This window comes from Algoriphagus litoralis (assembly GCF_003259255.1).
In the GTDB taxonomy this organism is placed as follows: domain Bacteria; phylum Bacteroidota; class Bacteroidia; order Cytophagales; family Cyclobacteriaceae; genus Algoriphagus; species Algoriphagus litoralis.
The window spans coordinates 377,851-391,915 of record NZ_QGOL01000007.1 but is presented as its reverse complement, the minus strand read 5'-3'; the positions used below and the strand labels follow the sequence as shown (position 1 = coordinate 391,915).

15 protein-coding genes and 1 tRNA gene are annotated in these 14,065 nt (G+C 43.6%); 9 read left to right on the top strand and 7 right to left on the bottom strand.

The window, feature by feature from the left end:
* The first annotated feature begins 165 nt into the window (after positions 1 to 165).
* From DK188_RS09385 to DK188_RS09365, 5 genes are all read left to right on the top strand, one after another.
* Positions 166 to 1,239 (top strand): sugar-transfer associated ATP-grasp domain-containing protein, encoded by a 1,074-nt coding sequence (locus tag DK188_RS09385; protein ID WP_111670546.1) that lies wholly within the window; start codon positions 166 to 168, stop codon positions 1,237 to 1,239.
* A gap of 122 nt (positions 1,240 to 1,361) precedes the next feature.
* Positions 1,362 to 3,047, top strand: a complete 1,686-nt coding sequence (locus DK188_RS09380) for a sulfatase family protein (protein WP_111670545.1) — start codon at positions 1,362 to 1,364, stop codon at positions 3,045 to 3,047.
* A gap of 35 nt (positions 3,048 to 3,082) precedes the next feature.
* Positions 3,083 to 4,774: a sulfatase family protein gene (locus tag DK188_RS09375; RefSeq protein ID WP_111670631.1), complete on the top strand. Its 1,692-nt coding sequence runs from the start codon at positions 3,083 to 3,085 to the stop codon at positions 4,772 to 4,774.
* A gap of 14 nt (positions 4,775 to 4,788) precedes the next feature.
* A complete protein-coding gene (gene moaCB, locus DK188_RS09370) occupies positions 4,789 to 5,700 on the top strand; it encodes a bifunctional molybdenum cofactor biosynthesis protein MoaC/MoaB (protein ID WP_111670544.1) in 912 nt (303 codons plus the stop codon).
* 247 nt (positions 5,701 to 5,947) lie between these two features.
* Positions 5,948 to 7,414, top strand: a complete 1,467-nt coding sequence (locus DK188_RS09365) for a CotH kinase family protein (RefSeq protein ID WP_111670543.1) — start codon at positions 5,948 to 5,950, stop codon at positions 7,412 to 7,414.
* A gap of 131 nt (positions 7,415 to 7,545) precedes the next feature.
* On the opposite strand, the gene DK188_RS09360 is transcribed toward DK188_RS09365, so the two are convergent.
* On the bottom strand, positions 7,546 to 8,250 hold the full coding sequence (locus DK188_RS09360) for a LytR/AlgR family response regulator transcription factor (protein WP_157963208.1): 705 nt from the start codon (positions 8,248 to 8,250) through the stop codon (positions 7,546 to 7,548).
* 144 nt (positions 8,251 to 8,394) lie between these two features.
* On the opposite strand from DK188_RS09360, the gene DK188_RS09355 reads away from it, so the two are divergent.
* Both DK188_RS09355 and DK188_RS21455 read left to right on the top strand, forming a co-directional pair.
* Positions 8,395 to 8,556, top strand: a complete 162-nt coding sequence (locus tag DK188_RS09355; protein ID WP_157963207.1) for a hypothetical protein — start codon at positions 8,395 to 8,397, stop codon at positions 8,554 to 8,556.
* Between the two features lie 3 nt (positions 8,557 to 8,559).
* A complete protein-coding gene (locus tag DK188_RS21455) occupies positions 8,560 to 8,718 on the top strand; it encodes a hypothetical protein (protein WP_157963206.1) in 159 nt (52 codons plus the stop codon).
* Positions 8,719 to 8,843: 125 nt separating this feature from the next.
* On the opposite strand, the gene DK188_RS09350 is transcribed toward DK188_RS21455, so the two are convergent.
* From DK188_RS09350 to DK188_RS09335, 4 genes are all read right to left on the bottom strand, one after another.
* A complete protein-coding gene (locus tag DK188_RS09350) occupies positions 8,844 to 9,281 on the bottom strand; it encodes a hypothetical protein (RefSeq protein WP_157963205.1) in 438 nt (145 codons plus the stop codon).
* 111 nt (positions 9,282 to 9,392) lie between these two features.
* Positions 9,393 to 9,731 carry a GIY-YIG nuclease family protein gene (locus DK188_RS09345; RefSeq protein WP_111670539.1) on the bottom strand — a complete coding sequence of 113 codons (339 nt, stop codon included), beginning with the start codon at positions 9,729 to 9,731 and terminating at the stop codon, positions 9,393 to 9,395.
* A gap of 42 nt (positions 9,732 to 9,773) precedes the next feature.
* Positions 9,774 to 9,847, bottom strand: a tRNA-Asn gene (locus DK188_RS09340).
* A gap of 249 nt (positions 9,848 to 10,096) precedes the next feature.
* The gene (locus DK188_RS09335; RefSeq protein ID WP_111670538.1) at positions 10,097 to 10,519 is read right to left on the bottom strand and encodes a hypothetical protein; all 423 of its coding nucleotides are present in this window, start codon (positions 10,517 to 10,519) and stop codon (positions 10,097 to 10,099) included.
* A gap of 94 nt (positions 10,520 to 10,613) precedes the next feature.
* Between DK188_RS09335 and DK188_RS09330 the strand changes: the two genes are divergently transcribed.
* Together DK188_RS09330 and ctlX are read left to right on the top strand one after the other, a co-directional pair.
* Positions 10,614 to 11,474: a hypothetical protein gene (locus DK188_RS09330; protein ID WP_111670537.1), complete on the top strand. Its 861-nt coding sequence runs from the start codon at positions 10,614 to 10,616 to the stop codon at positions 11,472 to 11,474.
* Between the two features lie 3 nt (positions 11,475 to 11,477).
* Positions 11,478 to 12,407, top strand: a complete 930-nt coding sequence (gene ctlX, locus DK188_RS09325) for a citrulline utilization hydrolase CtlX (RefSeq protein WP_198672992.1) — start codon at positions 11,478 to 11,480, stop codon at positions 12,405 to 12,407.
* Between the two features lie 7 nt (positions 12,408 to 12,414).
* On the opposite strand, the gene DK188_RS09320 is transcribed toward ctlX, so the two are convergent.
* The gene (locus DK188_RS09320) at positions 12,415 to 13,245 is read right to left on the bottom strand and encodes a hypothetical protein (protein ID WP_111670536.1); all 831 of its coding nucleotides are present in this window, start codon (positions 13,243 to 13,245) and stop codon (positions 12,415 to 12,417) included.
* The gene (locus DK188_RS09315; protein WP_111670535.1) at positions 13,242 to 14,018 is read right to left on the bottom strand and encodes a UDP-2,3-diacylglucosamine diphosphatase; all 777 of its coding nucleotides are present in this window, start codon (positions 14,016 to 14,018) and stop codon (positions 13,242 to 13,244) included. The genes DK188_RS09320 and DK188_RS09315 overlap by 4 nt, the downstream gene beginning before the upstream one ends.
* Positions 14,019 to 14,065: the final 47 nt, after the last annotated feature.

The window sequence follows — 14,065 nt, the reverse complement described above, 5'->3', positions numbered from 1 at the left end:
GCCAATCCAAAGATTAAGCGGCATCTTTTTGATTAGGTCAACCAATAAATACTGAAAAATCGGACTTGGAATTTTGCAGAGACATTTTCCAAAAATGAAATCAAAGGACCTCGGTTTTTTTCAATAATTTCAGGTTTTGCAGCCAAACAATAACCCATATCCAAAATGAAATTGTTTTCATTTTTAAAGAAAAAAGCCAAATCATTTTCGGCTGAACAAGTCTATTTAAAACATGATAAAGAACAGAAAGTAATCGCCGAAAAGGCTATCAGCGCAATATTGATGACGCTTCCTTCCCATCGCCTTAGCGCTCAGCAAGAAAAGCAAATAGAGATTTATGCCACTGAAAAACTGGGATCCATACGTTTTGCACCTGGCTTAAAGGCTTATGCAGTCTATCAAGGAGAATTCAAAGAAGGCTGGATTCCTGACAATTATTTTCACCGGCATGTTTTGCCTCGGACGAATGGATTTCACAGTTCGATCAGTGACCTGCGTCATTTGGCCAAGAGGATCCTAAAGGCTGAAGAGATGCCTGATTTGGGCTATTTTGTGCGTGGGTGCTGGATTTCTGCTGATGGACTACAAATGACCAAACCAGAAGCGAAAAGCTATTTTTTCTCCCGATCAGCTGAAATTATTATAAAAACCAATTCGTCTATGCGTGGGCAGGGTTTTTATCGCTTGGCAGAAAAGGACTTTGCAGTCTTGGATGAGGGAAAATTGTGTGATTTCGTTGTCCAGTTTCCAATTGAGCAGCATGAATGGTATGCTCGGTTTTCCTCAGATAGCGTGGCCACCCTTCGAATCACGACGGTAAAACCCTGGGGGAAGCCAGCGAAGAAGCAGGCCGCTTTTATGCGGTTTGGCAGAGATGGGGTAGATCGGGTCACTTCTACCTCGAGGTTAGTGATAGGCGTAAGCTCAGCTGGTGTCTTGGGTCAGTTTTCCTTAGATTCTGATTGGAACATACTAGACCATCATCCCGATTCAAAGATCGAATGGAAAGGACAGGTAATCCCCGACTTTAGTAAAATGGTCAAAAGATGCGAGGAATTGCACGATTTGGAAGGGACCATGGGAATTATTGGTTGGGATTTGGTTATGGATCGATTTGGCAAAATCCAGTTGATGGAGTGGAATACGGGTTATCCGGGAGTGGTGCATTCCGAAATGACCACCGGTCCAAATTTTCTGGAGACGGACTGGTCTGAGCTTTGGAAGAAATCAAGGAAATAGTCTGACTTGAAGGAGGAATACTTTTTTCTCACCTGATTTCGATTTTTTGATAATTGGCCAAATAAAAACTCGCTTTTAGCTTAAGTTCGATCTAGGTTTCATTCACCAAAGTATCTGTGGCTATGTCAAATCGATCCCATTTCTTTCTCTACCTCTTTTTGGTTTTATTAATTTTCACTTCCTGTGCTAATCAAAAAGAGGAGATTTCCAGTCGGCCAAACATCATCTTCATCATGTCGGATGATCATGCCTATCAAGCCATTTCGGCCTACAGCAATCACCTGATCGAAACGCCCAACATCGACCGAATCGCCCAAATGGGGATGCTTTTCACCAATGCTACCGTCACCAATTCCATTTGCGCGCCAAGTCGGGCGACGATTCTGACAGGGAAGCATTCGCATATCAATGGCAAGATTGATAATGATTTTCCATTCGATACAACCAACGTTACTTTTCCGCAACTCTTCCAGAATGCGGGGTACCAGACGGCGATGTTTGGCAAGCTTCACTTTGGCAACAATCCAAAAGGCTTCGACCAATTCAAGATTCTTCCTGGTCAGGGAGCCTATTACAATCCGGATTTTATCACCAAAAATGAAGGAACAATCAAAGTCCAGGGCTATGTCACCGATATCGTTACAGACATGACTTTGGACTGGCTTCAGAATGAGCGAAAGGCTGATCAACCCTTTATGTTGATGTATTTGCATAAAGCTCCGCATCGGGAATGGCTTCCAGCAGAACGGCATTTAGCCGAATACACCCAGCGTACTTTTCCTGAACCTGCGACCTTGTTTGATGATTACTCAGGAAGGGGAAGAGCTGCAAAAGAAGCCGAGATGAATCTGCTCAAGCATATGAATTGGGCTGGTGATTCCAAGATCTATCCTGAGGTAATGGATGAGTTGGGTATTCCCGATGCTTCTGGCTGGGACAAGGGAGCTTTCCAGCGGGAAGTTGGTAGATTGGACTCCGCTCAGCGTGCGACCTGGAATAAATACTATCTACCTGTAAATGATGCATTCAAGAAAGCCTTTCCAAGCATGAGCGAAAAGGAAAAAATGCAGTGGCGATATCAGCGCTACATGCAGGATTACCTCGGGACCATTGCTTCGGTGGATGAAAACGTCGGTCGGGTGTTGGATTATTTGGAGGAAAATGGACTGATGAAGAATACCATCATTGTTTATACCTCAGATCAGGGATTTTACTTGGGCGAGCATGGCTGGTTTGACAAGCGATTTGTGTATGATGAAAGCTTCAAGACACCGCTGTTGGTGGCTTGGCCGGGAAAAGTAAAAGCTGGAAGTAAAATGGATGAAATGGTGCAAAATCTGGACTTTGCGCAGACCTTTTTGGATGCTGCAGGAATTCCGGCTCCGTCCGATATGCAAGGAGAAAGTTTGATTCCGTTATTGACCGGTGATACCGAAAAATGGACTCGTGACGCGGTTTACTATCACTATTATGAGTATCCGTCAGTTCACATGGTCAAGCGACACTATGCCATTGTGACCAAGGAATATAAGCTGACACATTACTATTTCGATACAGACGAATGGGAATTGATCGATCGGATTAATGACCCTAAGGAACTCAAAAATGTCTACGATGATCCCGCTTACGCCGAGATCAAGGCAGAATTGCATCAAAAACTGGAAGGCTTGCGGGAAAAATACGGGGACAGCAAGGAAATCTCCCAAAGCTATCTGGATCGGTATCTGGATCGATTGGAACAAACCGGACAGTTTGGTGCTGCGAACAAGGAAGTGACGAGAAAGATTCTGGAGGAAAGGAAAAAGTGATGGTCTCCAATGAATTTTACCCTATCCAGAAAAACATGAGGAATCACAATATACTTTTTCTTTTGATATTTTGTATTTTGATCATCTCTTGTAGCCAGGAGAAAAATACTGCCAATGAGCGCCCAAACATCATTTTTATCATGTCCGATGATCATGCCTATCAGGCGATTTCGGCTTATGATACTACCTTGATCGAGACGCCAAATATCGATCGGATTGCCAAAATGGGGATGCTCTTCACCCAAGCTTCTGTCACCAATTCCATCTGTGCCCCGAGCCGAGCGACGATTCTGACAGGAAAGCATTCGCACCTGAACGGGAAAATTGACAATCACTTTCCCTTTGATACAACCAACGTGACTTTTCCTCAACTCTTACAGCAGGCGGGATATCAAACGGCCATGTTTGGCAAACTCCACTTTGGCAACAATCCCAAAGGATTTGACCAGTTTAAGATTCTTCCTGGTCAGGGCTCCTATTACAATCCAGACTTTATCACCAAAAACGAAGGAAATATCCAAGTCGAGGGGTACGTGACCGATATCGTCACTGACATGACTTTGGATTGGCTGGAAAAGGAACGTAAACCCCATCAGCCTTTTATGCTGATGTACTTGCATAAATCGCCCCATCGACCTTGGTTGATGGCTGAGCGCCATATGGCTGAATTTACGCAGCGTAGTTTTCCTGAACCTGCGACCTTATTTGATGATTACTCAGGACGGACTTCTGCCGCTGGCGAGGCGGAAATGAATATTTTGACTCACATGGGTTGGTCAGGAGACAATAAACTTAATCCAGAAGTACTCAAGCAGTTGGGAATTGCCGATGTGGGAGGATATGACACCAGCCGCTTCATCAATCAGATGAAGCGATTTACTCCGGCTCAGGCTGAAAACTTCAAGAAGTACTACGATCCCATCAATGAGGAATTTGTCAAAGCCTATCCTACCATGTCCAAGGAAGACCAAATGCGCTGGAAATACCAACGCTACATGCAGGACTATCTGGGTACAATCAAGGCAGTGGACGAGAATATTGGTCGTCTTTTGGATTATCTTGAAGCCAATGACCTGATGGAAAATACCATCATCGTCTATACCTCTGATCAGGGTTTTTACCTCGGGGAGCACGGCTGGTATGACAAGCGATTTGTCTATGATGAATCCTTCAAAACCCCACTTCTAATTGCTTGGCCTGAAAAAGTAAAAGCTGGAACACGCTCGGACGCACTGGTCCAGAATCTGGATTTTGCTCAAACTTTCCTTGAAGCAGCCGGGGTTCCTTCCCCAGCCGACATGCAGGGCGAAAGTTTGTTACCTTTACTTTTCGGAAATACCGAAAAATGGACCCGTGATGCAGTTTATTACCATTATTATGAATATCCGGCAGAGCACATGGTCAATCGTCACTATGCCATTGTGACCAAAGAGTACAAGCTCATCCACTATTATTTTGTGGAGGATCAATGGGAATTGATTGATCGGGTCAGGGATCCTCAAGAATTGAAAAATGTCTATAACGACCCCGCTTATGCTGAGATTCGGGAGGATTTACACAGACGACTTGATGAGCTTCGGATCAAATACAAGGACAATACAACACTGAGCCAAGGCTATATCGATCAGCTATTGGAGGATGCAGAAGCAGGAAAAGTTTGGGGAGTTGATAAGCAGCGTGCTGCAGAAATCAAAGCTCGGAGATCGGTAATCAACGATGAAAAGTAAGGAGCCAATACACCATGGTCAACATCACGCATAAGAGTAATACACTTCGAAAAGCCATCGCACAGGCAATAGTCAAAGTCAGTTTGCCTGAGACAATTCTCGCTATCCAAAACAGGACTGTACCCAAAGGCGACGTACTCGAGTGTGCCCGTGTGGCAGGGCTTTTCGCTGCAAAACGTACTGCAGATATGATCCCGGATTGCCATCCGCTTCCGGTGGAGTACACAGCGATCTCCTATGAGGTAGGAGAGATGGAAATTACCGTTTTTGTAGAAATCCATACCATTTACAAGACAGGTGTAGAAGTAGAGGCGATGCACTCTGCATCCGTAGTCGCGCTCACAATGTATGATATGCTCAAACCGATCGATAAAGGTGTGACCATCGAGCAGATTAAGTTGGTGGAAAAAAAGGGTGGCAAATCGGATCGCAGCCCTGCAGTAAGTCGGATTTTAAACGCAGCGATCATCGTCTGCTCAGATTCCATTTCCGCAGGGAAAGGTGAAGACCGATCAGGTGCGATCATTTGGGAGAAATTGGAAATGCATGGTGTCCAAGTAGTGGAGAAAAAAATCATTCCGGATGACAAATCAGAAATTCAGCAAGTAGCTAGGCATTTTACTGCAAAGGGCGTCGACTTGCTGATTTTTACCGGAGGTACAGGCCTTTCCCCGAGAGACAGTACACCTGAAGCGTTGGAAGAAATCCTGGACAGAAGGATTCCGGGTATCGAAGAAGCTATCCGGAGCTACGGACAGCAGCGAACCCCATTTGCCATGCTTTCCAGATCTCTTGCCGGTCAAATCGGAAACTCCGTGATCCTTGCCCTTCCGGGTTCATCCAGTGGAGCGGGGGAGTCTATTGACGCCGTTTTTCCGGCATTGCTACATGTCTTTAAAGTCATGGATGGATCCAGACACGAGTAATTCTGGTTCGGTTGACTTTTAAACAGCGGTTCGATATTCAATTTGAACCGGCTTTTTTATGGAAATTGAGCTGCTTACCCGAGACTAAATCAGGTACGACTGCAATTCTGCTGTGAATGGCTTTTCAGAGGCTTCTTCGATCATTGTGCGGATATTCAGTCATTTTTCACCTGAAAAAGTTGATTTTGAGTTAAAACGTCAGGAATGTATTCGCCCGATTCCTGTAATATTGAAAAAAATACGCCCAATGCCCGTAAGACCCAACCTACTTTCTATTCTTTTGAACTGGATTGTTGTTCTTCTATTTATCACTGCCTGTTCCGATCCTGTCGAAAAGCCTATTCCAATGGGCGACGATGGGCAGGTATTTGCGGTTGATACAGAGGAAAGCGAATTGCCCTATTTGGTCATTGATACTCAAGGAAGGGAGATACCTTATGAGCCTGGAACGTCCGCTCGCATGAAGATCTATCAGCAAAAGAAGCTGATTCAGGAGGAGACTATTGATTTGGAATATCGGGGCAAGACCTCCTTCCGGCTTTCGGATAAGAAAGGCTTTAACTTCGAGACAGTGGACGAAGTAGGGGAAGGAGTGGATGTGGCTTTTTTTGGTATGCCTGCTGAAGAAGACTGGCGACTCATAGGCCATGTTGTCAATCTGAATGAAAAATACCTTTGGGATCAAAGTCTGATCTACAATCATGTGGGCTATGAGTTTTCAAGGAAAATAGGCAAATATGCCAGCAGAGGGCAATTGGTAGAAGTGGAAGTCAATGGGGAATACATGGGCGTTTATTATTTCTGCGAAAAAATCAAACGCGACTCCAAGCGAATAGACATCAAATCGCTCAATGCAAGTTCCACCAATCTCAGTGGAGGCTATATTCTGAAAATCGACAAGTCCGATGCTGGCCCTGAGCATGATGGCAAGCCTTTGTCTTATTTTTTGAATAATTGGGACGACGACGCCCGCTACACTGCATTCAATAGTTTCAGAAGTGAATTTGATATATTTCAACAAGCCCTGACAATTCCTGCCTACCAGGCTCCGTATCATTCCCAACAGTATTTGGAGACCTATTTTAACTATGAATATCCGAAGGCTGAGGACATCACCGCTGACCAAAAAGAATACATTGCGTCCTATATGAAGGAGTTTGAGACGGCTTTGATTTCAGACGATTTTGAGACTGCTGAGCGCACGTACACGGCATTTATTGACCAGAACTCATTTGTAGATTATTTCCTGATCTCCGAGCTCTGCCGCAATGTAGACGCGTATCGGATCAGTACATTTTTGCAGAAAGATCGCGATGGAAAACTTGCTATGGGACCAATTTGGGATATGAATATCGGATTTGATGAAGGAGGGCGGATACCTATGAATGACTGGGTAGTCAATTACAACGACTATGTTAGCAATGACCCTTGGATGGTGCCTTTCTGGTGGGATAGGTTGCTGGCGGATCCCCAGTTTAGACAAGCAGTAAAGACACGATGGCAGGCGCTTCGCCAGAGCGAATTGAGTCCTTCAGCTTTGCAAAAAGTAGTGGATGATGCGGTCACTTACCTTCAGGAGAATGGAGCCATCCAGCGAAACTATGCCAAATGGGATCAGGGGATTGGCGTGAACTATGAACAGTCCATCCTAAACCTCAAGCAGTTTCTGACAGAACGATCCACTTGGATGGACGCGGCGATCTCGTCTTTTTGAAGATAAATCAGCATTGCTAGGATTTCCATTTTTCTCACAAACTTTTTAACTGGTTGTGGCAACTCTGGATACGTCTTTCATGTAGCCTTATGCTTCTTGAAATTTAAGCAGACAAGTGCTTTGCTTCTGGTTTATTTTTCCAAAAAATGGGCCTTGGTCTGTTCCTTGTAAGTTCTGGAAATGGGGATGGTCTGCTTTCCGTTCATCTCAAGTTCCTGTCCTTTGTAAATTGCAAAATTAGGATTGATCAGAAATGACCGATGAACGCGAATAAATTGAGGGAGGCGTTGAGTCCATTCACTTATTTTTACCCCGTTTTTCAAAGATTGCCCATTGACCAATTGAATGGTGGTGTGTTCGCCCAGACTTTCGATGAAGAGGATTTCATTTTGTTTCAAGGAAATCAGTTTTCTATTGCTATAAAAGGAAATGGATTCGGAATGGCTTGGGATAGTGCTATTTTTTCGAAAAAGGAAAAAATAAAGTCCTGAAAAAAATCCCATGATTACCCATAGCAGAATGGGGTTGATGATAGACTTTTCAAAATAATTTGAGTTGAAGCCCAGAAAATACCAATACACAAATGTGATGGCCAAATAGGCCAGATGAAGCGAGGTAATGCCCACGAGCAATAGTCGATTGTAGCGTCTCCAATGGGTGAATTGCAAAGCCCAAGAAATACCTTTTTGAAGAAGCAGGGTAGGAAGGAGTAAAAGGCATCCCGCGAGCCAGCTCCCTGAAGAATTGGAGAAAGCATCCCGGACAATCAGGGACATCAGGAAAGCGGTTGCCAGCCAGAAGGCAATTTCAAGTCGGTTGGATTTGGATATGGTCAAAAATAGTAAAATTGAGCTCAGAAGGGGTTTTTGCCTTTTCCCGAAGTTCATTAATTCTGTTTTTGACTGGTCTAGGAGGGTTTATTGCCTACCTTGGAGGCGTTGTTTTGGGCTTATTTTGAGCTGTACCAAAACCAAAAAAATATGATCGATTTATTCAATGCAGGAGGACACATCATCATGAGCATCCTGACCCTTTTGTTGCTGGCAGTCTTGGTTACGGCCTTTAAGTTTCAGGAGTGGACCAAAGAAATGGGGCTATTGGCCTTGTCTGTCGGAATCCTTGGGCAGGTAGTGGGATTATAGGGGATGTTTGAAGGGATTGAGTCGTTTGGAGGAAAAATCAACCAAGCCATGATTGCGGGAGGATTGAAGTACAGTACGATTTCTACGATTTATGGAGTACTGATTTACATCGTTTCCTTCGCGATCAGACTGGTCAATAAAACGAGGTTTATGGAATCCTGAAAAAGCAAAAGCCTTCAGGGCAGACGCTGAAGGCTTTTATTCCTTACCGAATAGATCTTGGATTTTTGTATCTCTTTCTAAAATAATCAGAAGCCAAAGTGTAGCATGGCAAAAAGTAGTATACCTCAGTACAAAATGGAATTATATCCCAAAGCCTGAAGCTGTAAAATCCGGATGGTATAAGTTTCCACAATCTCCAATCCAGAAAACAGCTGTTCCTTAGTAATTCCCTGCCGTTTCATTGCAACACTGCAAATACTTACACGGATTTTACCTTTATATTTTTCAAACTGCTTTTCAAGATCCGATCCCTTGACCATCGTTTTTACGACAGGTCCCTTGACCACAATTTCAAAATTCTCGAACTGAACGCCATTATGAGCGAAGGTATCAAACAAGGACAATGCACTCATCAGGCCATCTTCGTCTTTTACTCCAAAGGCGTAGTTGGGGGTTTTGTTAAGGTCAGCCACGGTTTCTTTTTCTAGAATAGTCTGAGCACTGATTTCTGAAGATAGAAACACGAGAGCGAAAGCAAATAAACAGTTAAGAATTAGTTTCATGTGGGTGACAATTATCGGGATCGGTCTATGGAAGGAATGGGTTAAAAGTAAGGAATTTGTATAAAAGTCGAGAGGGCTGTGGAAAAGCTTGAAAAAAGGAAATAAAAAGCCTCAAATCATCAGATTTTGAGGCTTTTGAAGCTCCTCCCGTACGTACGGGACTCTAACCAATTGAGCTAAGGAACCGGAGGGAATAAATTGAGGATCAACTAGCTTCTCAATTAGTTTCCTCGACTTTTGCTTTTTAATAAAGGATTCGATTTTTAAAGCATCGCCTCGACCACCAGATATTTCAAAAATAGCCTTGATCTCCCAAGGTTTTCCTGAGGTGGTTGAATTATGGAATTTACCAAAATTATGTTCAGTTAACCTGCGAAAAGGGTCTTCTGATTGCCCGACGTAGTATTTGTCAGTTGAACTTGAGTGGAGGATGTAGCTAAAAAACGGCATAGATGAAAATAAAAAAAGCCTTGCATCTCTGCAAGGCTTTTGCTCCCCCTCTAGGGCTTGAACCTAGGACCCCATGATTAACAGTCATGTGCTCTAACCAACTGAGCTAAGGAGGAATATCTCTTATTTCAATCTCTCTGACTCTATGATTAATCCCGTACTTACGGGACTCTAACCAATTGAGCTATGGAGGAATTTTGTAGTGTTAACGATGTCCCTTTTGGAAATCGTGTTGCAAATGTAGGTGCATCACCTTTTTATTCCAAATCCCTTTTTGAAAAAATCTTAGATTCTGGCTCTTTTGCCTTACTTCTATTTCTTTTTCAGGGACTTATTTTTTGAGAATATCTTTTCTCTTTAGAGGACTACTGATTTTTTGCACTGAATTTCCTTGTCAGGTTTTTGATATACCTGATTTTTCGAAATCGAAGTGCTGACCAGTCTTCGTCAATTGCAATTTGCCGGACACCTTCATAATCCATATCACCGACGATCTTCCAACCTGAATCACGGTTGATCTGAGCTTTGTATTTTTTGGATGTGCCTTTGGGATAAGCAAACCAAATGATTTCATCGTCTGGTGATAGCCTGTGCATTTCGTGGAAGTAGGTTTTTATGTCAGCTTCTGTTTGCACAAAGGAAAGCATGAAGTTTGCTTTTTCCTCTGAGTGTGCCATTAGTCCGTCTTTTTCCCAAGATTCAAACAATTTATTCAGATCACTTGGCTCGTTCCAAATCCGAATTTTCATTCCTTCCTTGAAGTTCATTTTCTTTAAGATCGCGTCCATAACCAATCTGGATTTAGAGTTATGAATTAAAATTAACAGGAAGTTTTCAGAGTAGGTCCGTCAATTCCCGTATTTTTGAGCATCCTATTTTACCATGTTTAGATTTCTTCCTCTACTACTTTTCCTTTCATTTTCTGGATTTGCACAGCAAAAATTTGATTCTGTCTATCTGGCTGGAATTCCGATTCGTACGATCGATAATCCCGTTTTGGAGGAAATGAGCGGCTTGGCTTTTTCCAAAAATCATCCGGATAAATTCTATACCCACACCGACAGTGGAGGGGAAGCTGCCGTGTATGTCTTGGATTCGATGGGGAGGGAGATCGGCAAAATTGTATTGGAAGAGATAGAAAACAGGGATTGGGAAGATATTGCCGTGGGACCTGGCCCCAAAGGAAAATCCTATGTGTATATCGCAGAAATAGGGGATAATGCCGGCGTTCATAAGTCGGTGAAAATCCTTCGATTTCCAGAACCAGAACGGTTTAGTGAAAGGGGTGCTCTAAAGCCAGAGGTTTTGGAATTTGAGTATCCCGAGGGACCTATGGATGCCGAAAGCCTCTTTGTAGACCCCCTATCCGGTGATCTGTTTGTAGTTTCAAAGCGGGATAGTCAAAACACCCTCTTTCGATTGAATTCGGATGATTTTGGTAAAAAAGATGTAGAGGCCAAAGAACAGGTCAAGCTACCGTTTACCAGTGCTACAGCCGCAGATATCAGTCAAGATGGGACGAGGATTTTGATCAAAAATTATTTCAAGGTTTACTATTGGGAGAGGACTAAAGGTGAATCCGTGCTGCAGGCACTTGCCAGAGCTCCTAAGGAACTTCCCTACGTACCGGAGCCACAGGGTGAGGCGATAGGGTTTCAGTCGGATGGCAGGGCATACTACACCATCAGTGAAAAGCGATTTAACATCTTCCCGGTTCTTTATCGATATTCTTTAAATAAATAACCCATGCAGACTAGTTCTACCATTTTGATGGTTCGTCCGGCCAACTTTGGCTTCAATCCAGAGACGGCCGAGAATAATTTCTATCAAAAACAGGATTCGAGGAGTCAAGAGGAGGTAAAAGCTTTGGCCAAATCTGAATTCGATGGGTTTGTGGGAATGTTGCGGGATCAGGGGGTGAATGTCATCGTGGTCGAGGACACAACCCGACCTGTAAAAACAGACGCTGTCTTCCCAAACAACTGGTTTAGTACCCATCCGGATGGAAAGTTGATCCTATACCCGATGTACTCACCTATTCGCCGGCAAGAGCGTAGAAAAGATATTATCGAGAACTTGATGCAGCTGGGTTTTCAAGTGAATGAGATCGTTGACCTGAGTTTTTTTGAGGAAAGTGAGCAATATATGGAAGGTACCGGAAGCATGGTCATTGACCATCAGGCCAAAGTGATCTATGCATGCTATTCTGAGCGGACCCATCAGGTTCCCTTGGATTATGTCGCTAAGATTTTGGGGTATTCTGTTTTGGGTTTTGATGCCGTGCAGGAGATTGAGGGCAAGCTCAGTCCGATCTACCATACCAATGTGATGATGCACATCGGCACTGATTTGGCTGTGGTTTGTCTCGATAGTATTCCCAGATTAGCAGAGCGAAGGAAGGTACAGGAATCACTGACTAAGTCAGGCAAAAAGTTGATTCCCATCACAGCGAAGCAGAAATTCAACTTTGCCGGAAATATGCTGGAGGTAGGAAATGATGGGGGTGAAAAGTTTACGGTAATGTCACAGACGGCTCTGGATTCACTCAATGTGGGTCAGATCCAGCAAATCGAAAAGTACACTACAATCATTAGTCCGGCAATACCCACCATCGAAAAGCTTGGAGGAGGTAGTGCCCGTTGCATGATGGCTGAGATTTTTTTACCAAAGGGCTGATAAAAAATCACTTGATCCGCTTCATTCCCTCCGGTATGGGGTATACTTTGATCTTGTCCTCTGATCGGAGAGTCATAATTTCCTGACCAATTTGGATGGATTCAATGTCAGAGGTTGGCAGCTTTCCTAGGTCGAATATGGCTTTTGTCGCCAATGAATACATTTTTAGACGCTCACCCTCAATCCAAAACAACTGTTCTTTGTAAAAGCACATGCGCTGCTCGATTTGGATGGAAACTTTCTGAAGAAAATTCCCCTGATTGTCAAAAATGTAGATTCCCGACTCGGGGACGTTCATGAAAAGCCGGTTCTTAAATTCCCGGATCTCAGTCACGCGGAGTTCTTCCGAATCCAGAATCAGATTCAATGGCTGAGACTGAAGAATGATGTTTCGCAGATAGTCTAGGCTTTTCAGGGACAAGTCAGACTCATCCCATACCCAAACGATGTTGTTGTTTCCCAATGTGGCTGCTTTGGGAAGGGTGATGTTATTGAGCAGGAAGCTGTTTTCAGCGATTGGGTTTAGGAATCGGTCCATGACGCGATATTCTTGGAGATCTGCTGAAAAAGTGAAAATATTCACGGTCCAAGAGGCTTCCAGTTGCTGGATTCGAGCTTGTCGAGGGGGAGAAAAGAGATTCAGTTGCTTTCCGGATTTATCAAAAAGCAGCACATCCCCACTTCCGGTGCTGGCAAAGATTTGATCCCGAGTATCCAAAGAAACCAAGTCCAGATTGTCAATCGAGATCTCCGAAATGGGATTTTCGAACAGAAGGACTTCCTGCGAAAAAAGTGATCTGCTAAGCAAATGAAAGATTAGAAAGAATAAGGTCTTCATTTTTCGAATGTCAAGAGTTTGCCTCCATGGGAATCAAATTCAAGATAAGTATTTTGGGAGACCCATTCGCCCAGATTAAAATAGGTTGATTTTTCCCCCACAGGAAGTTCCAAGGGCAAGTGTCGATGTCCGAAAATATAGAAATCGTGAGGAACTTTAGTGTTTATTTCTTTGCAGTATTGCCACAGCCATTCCTCTTCGTTGAGAAAGTGATTCTCATTTTTTTCCACATTGGTGATTCTGCTATGGCTTGACCAGGCTTTGGCAAGTTTAATTCCCAAATCGGGATGAAACCAGCGAAAAAGCCATTGGGCAACAGGATTGGTAAAGACTTTCTTAAGGATTTTGTAGGAATTATCACCGGGCCCGAGTCCGTCACCATGGCCGACTAAGATTTTTTTTCCTTCTACCGAAAGTTCAATGGGGTGATGATATACGGGGATTCCGAGCTCTTGGGTGAAGTAGTCTTTCATCCAGAGATCATGATTGCCTGTAAAAAAAAGTATCGGGATGCCTCGATCTCGTAGTTGAGATATTTTGGAAACAAAAGGGATGAATCCTTTGGGAATCACCTGTCGATATTCAAACCAAAAATCAAATATATCCCCTACCAAAAAAATTGCAGCAGCATCGTCTGCAATCGAATCCAGCCATCGAATGATCCGTTTTTCTCTGATTTTGCTTTGCTGGGCATCGGGAGCCCCTAGGTGAAAATCAGAGGCGAAATAGAGTTTTTTTTGGTTCAGTGGGAAATCAAGGGGGGCAGCTTGCATATGCTAAGATACTGTCAGGGAACAAAAATAAAAAAGCCCCAATCTGT

Coding starts and splice junctions, on each gene's coding strand:
- DK188_RS09385 (WP_111670546.1), top strand. CDS start 166: ATGAAATTGTTTTCATTTTTAAAGAAAAAAGCCAAATCATTTTCGGCT.
- DK188_RS09380 (WP_111670545.1), top strand. CDS start 1,362: ATGTCAAATCGATCCCATTTCTTTCTCTACCTCTTTTTGGTTTTATTA.
- DK188_RS09375 (WP_111670631.1), top strand. CDS start 3,083: ATGAGGAATCACAATATACTTTTTCTTTTGATATTTTGTATTTTGATC.
- moaCB (WP_111670544.1), top strand. CDS start 4,789: ATGGTCAACATCACGCATAAGAGTAATACACTTCGAAAAGCCATCGCA.
- DK188_RS09365 (WP_111670543.1), top strand. CDS start 5,948: ATGCCCGTAAGACCCAACCTACTTTCTATTCTTTTGAACTGGATTGTT.
- DK188_RS09355 (WP_157963207.1), top strand. CDS start 8,395: ATGATCGATTTATTCAATGCAGGAGGACACATCATCATGAGCATCCTG.
- DK188_RS21455 (WP_157963206.1), top strand. CDS start 8,560: ATGTTTGAAGGGATTGAGTCGTTTGGAGGAAAAATCAACCAAGCCATG.
- DK188_RS09350 (WP_157963205.1), bottom strand. CDS start 9,281: ATGAAACTAATTCTTAACTGTTTATTTGCTTTCGCTCTCGTGTTTCTA.
- DK188_RS09345 (WP_111670539.1), bottom strand. CDS start 9,731: ATGCCGTTTTTTAGCTACATCCTCCACTCAAGTTCAACTGACAAATAC.
- DK188_RS09335 (WP_111670538.1), bottom strand. CDS start 10,519: ATGGACGCGATCTTAAAGAAAATGAACTTCAAGGAAGGAATGAAAATT.
- DK188_RS09330 (WP_111670537.1), top strand. CDS start 10,614: ATGTTTAGATTTCTTCCTCTACTACTTTTCCTTTCATTTTCTGGATTT.
- ctlX (WP_198672992.1), top strand. CDS start 11,478: ATGCAGACTAGTTCTACCATTTTGATGGTTCGTCCGGCCAACTTTGGC.
- DK188_RS09320 (WP_111670536.1), bottom strand. CDS start 13,245: ATGAAGACCTTATTCTTTCTAATCTTTCATTTGCTTAGCAGATCACTT.
- DK188_RS09315 (WP_111670535.1), bottom strand. CDS start 14,018: ATGCAAGCTGCCCCCCTTGATTTCCCACTGAACCAAAAAAAACTCTAT.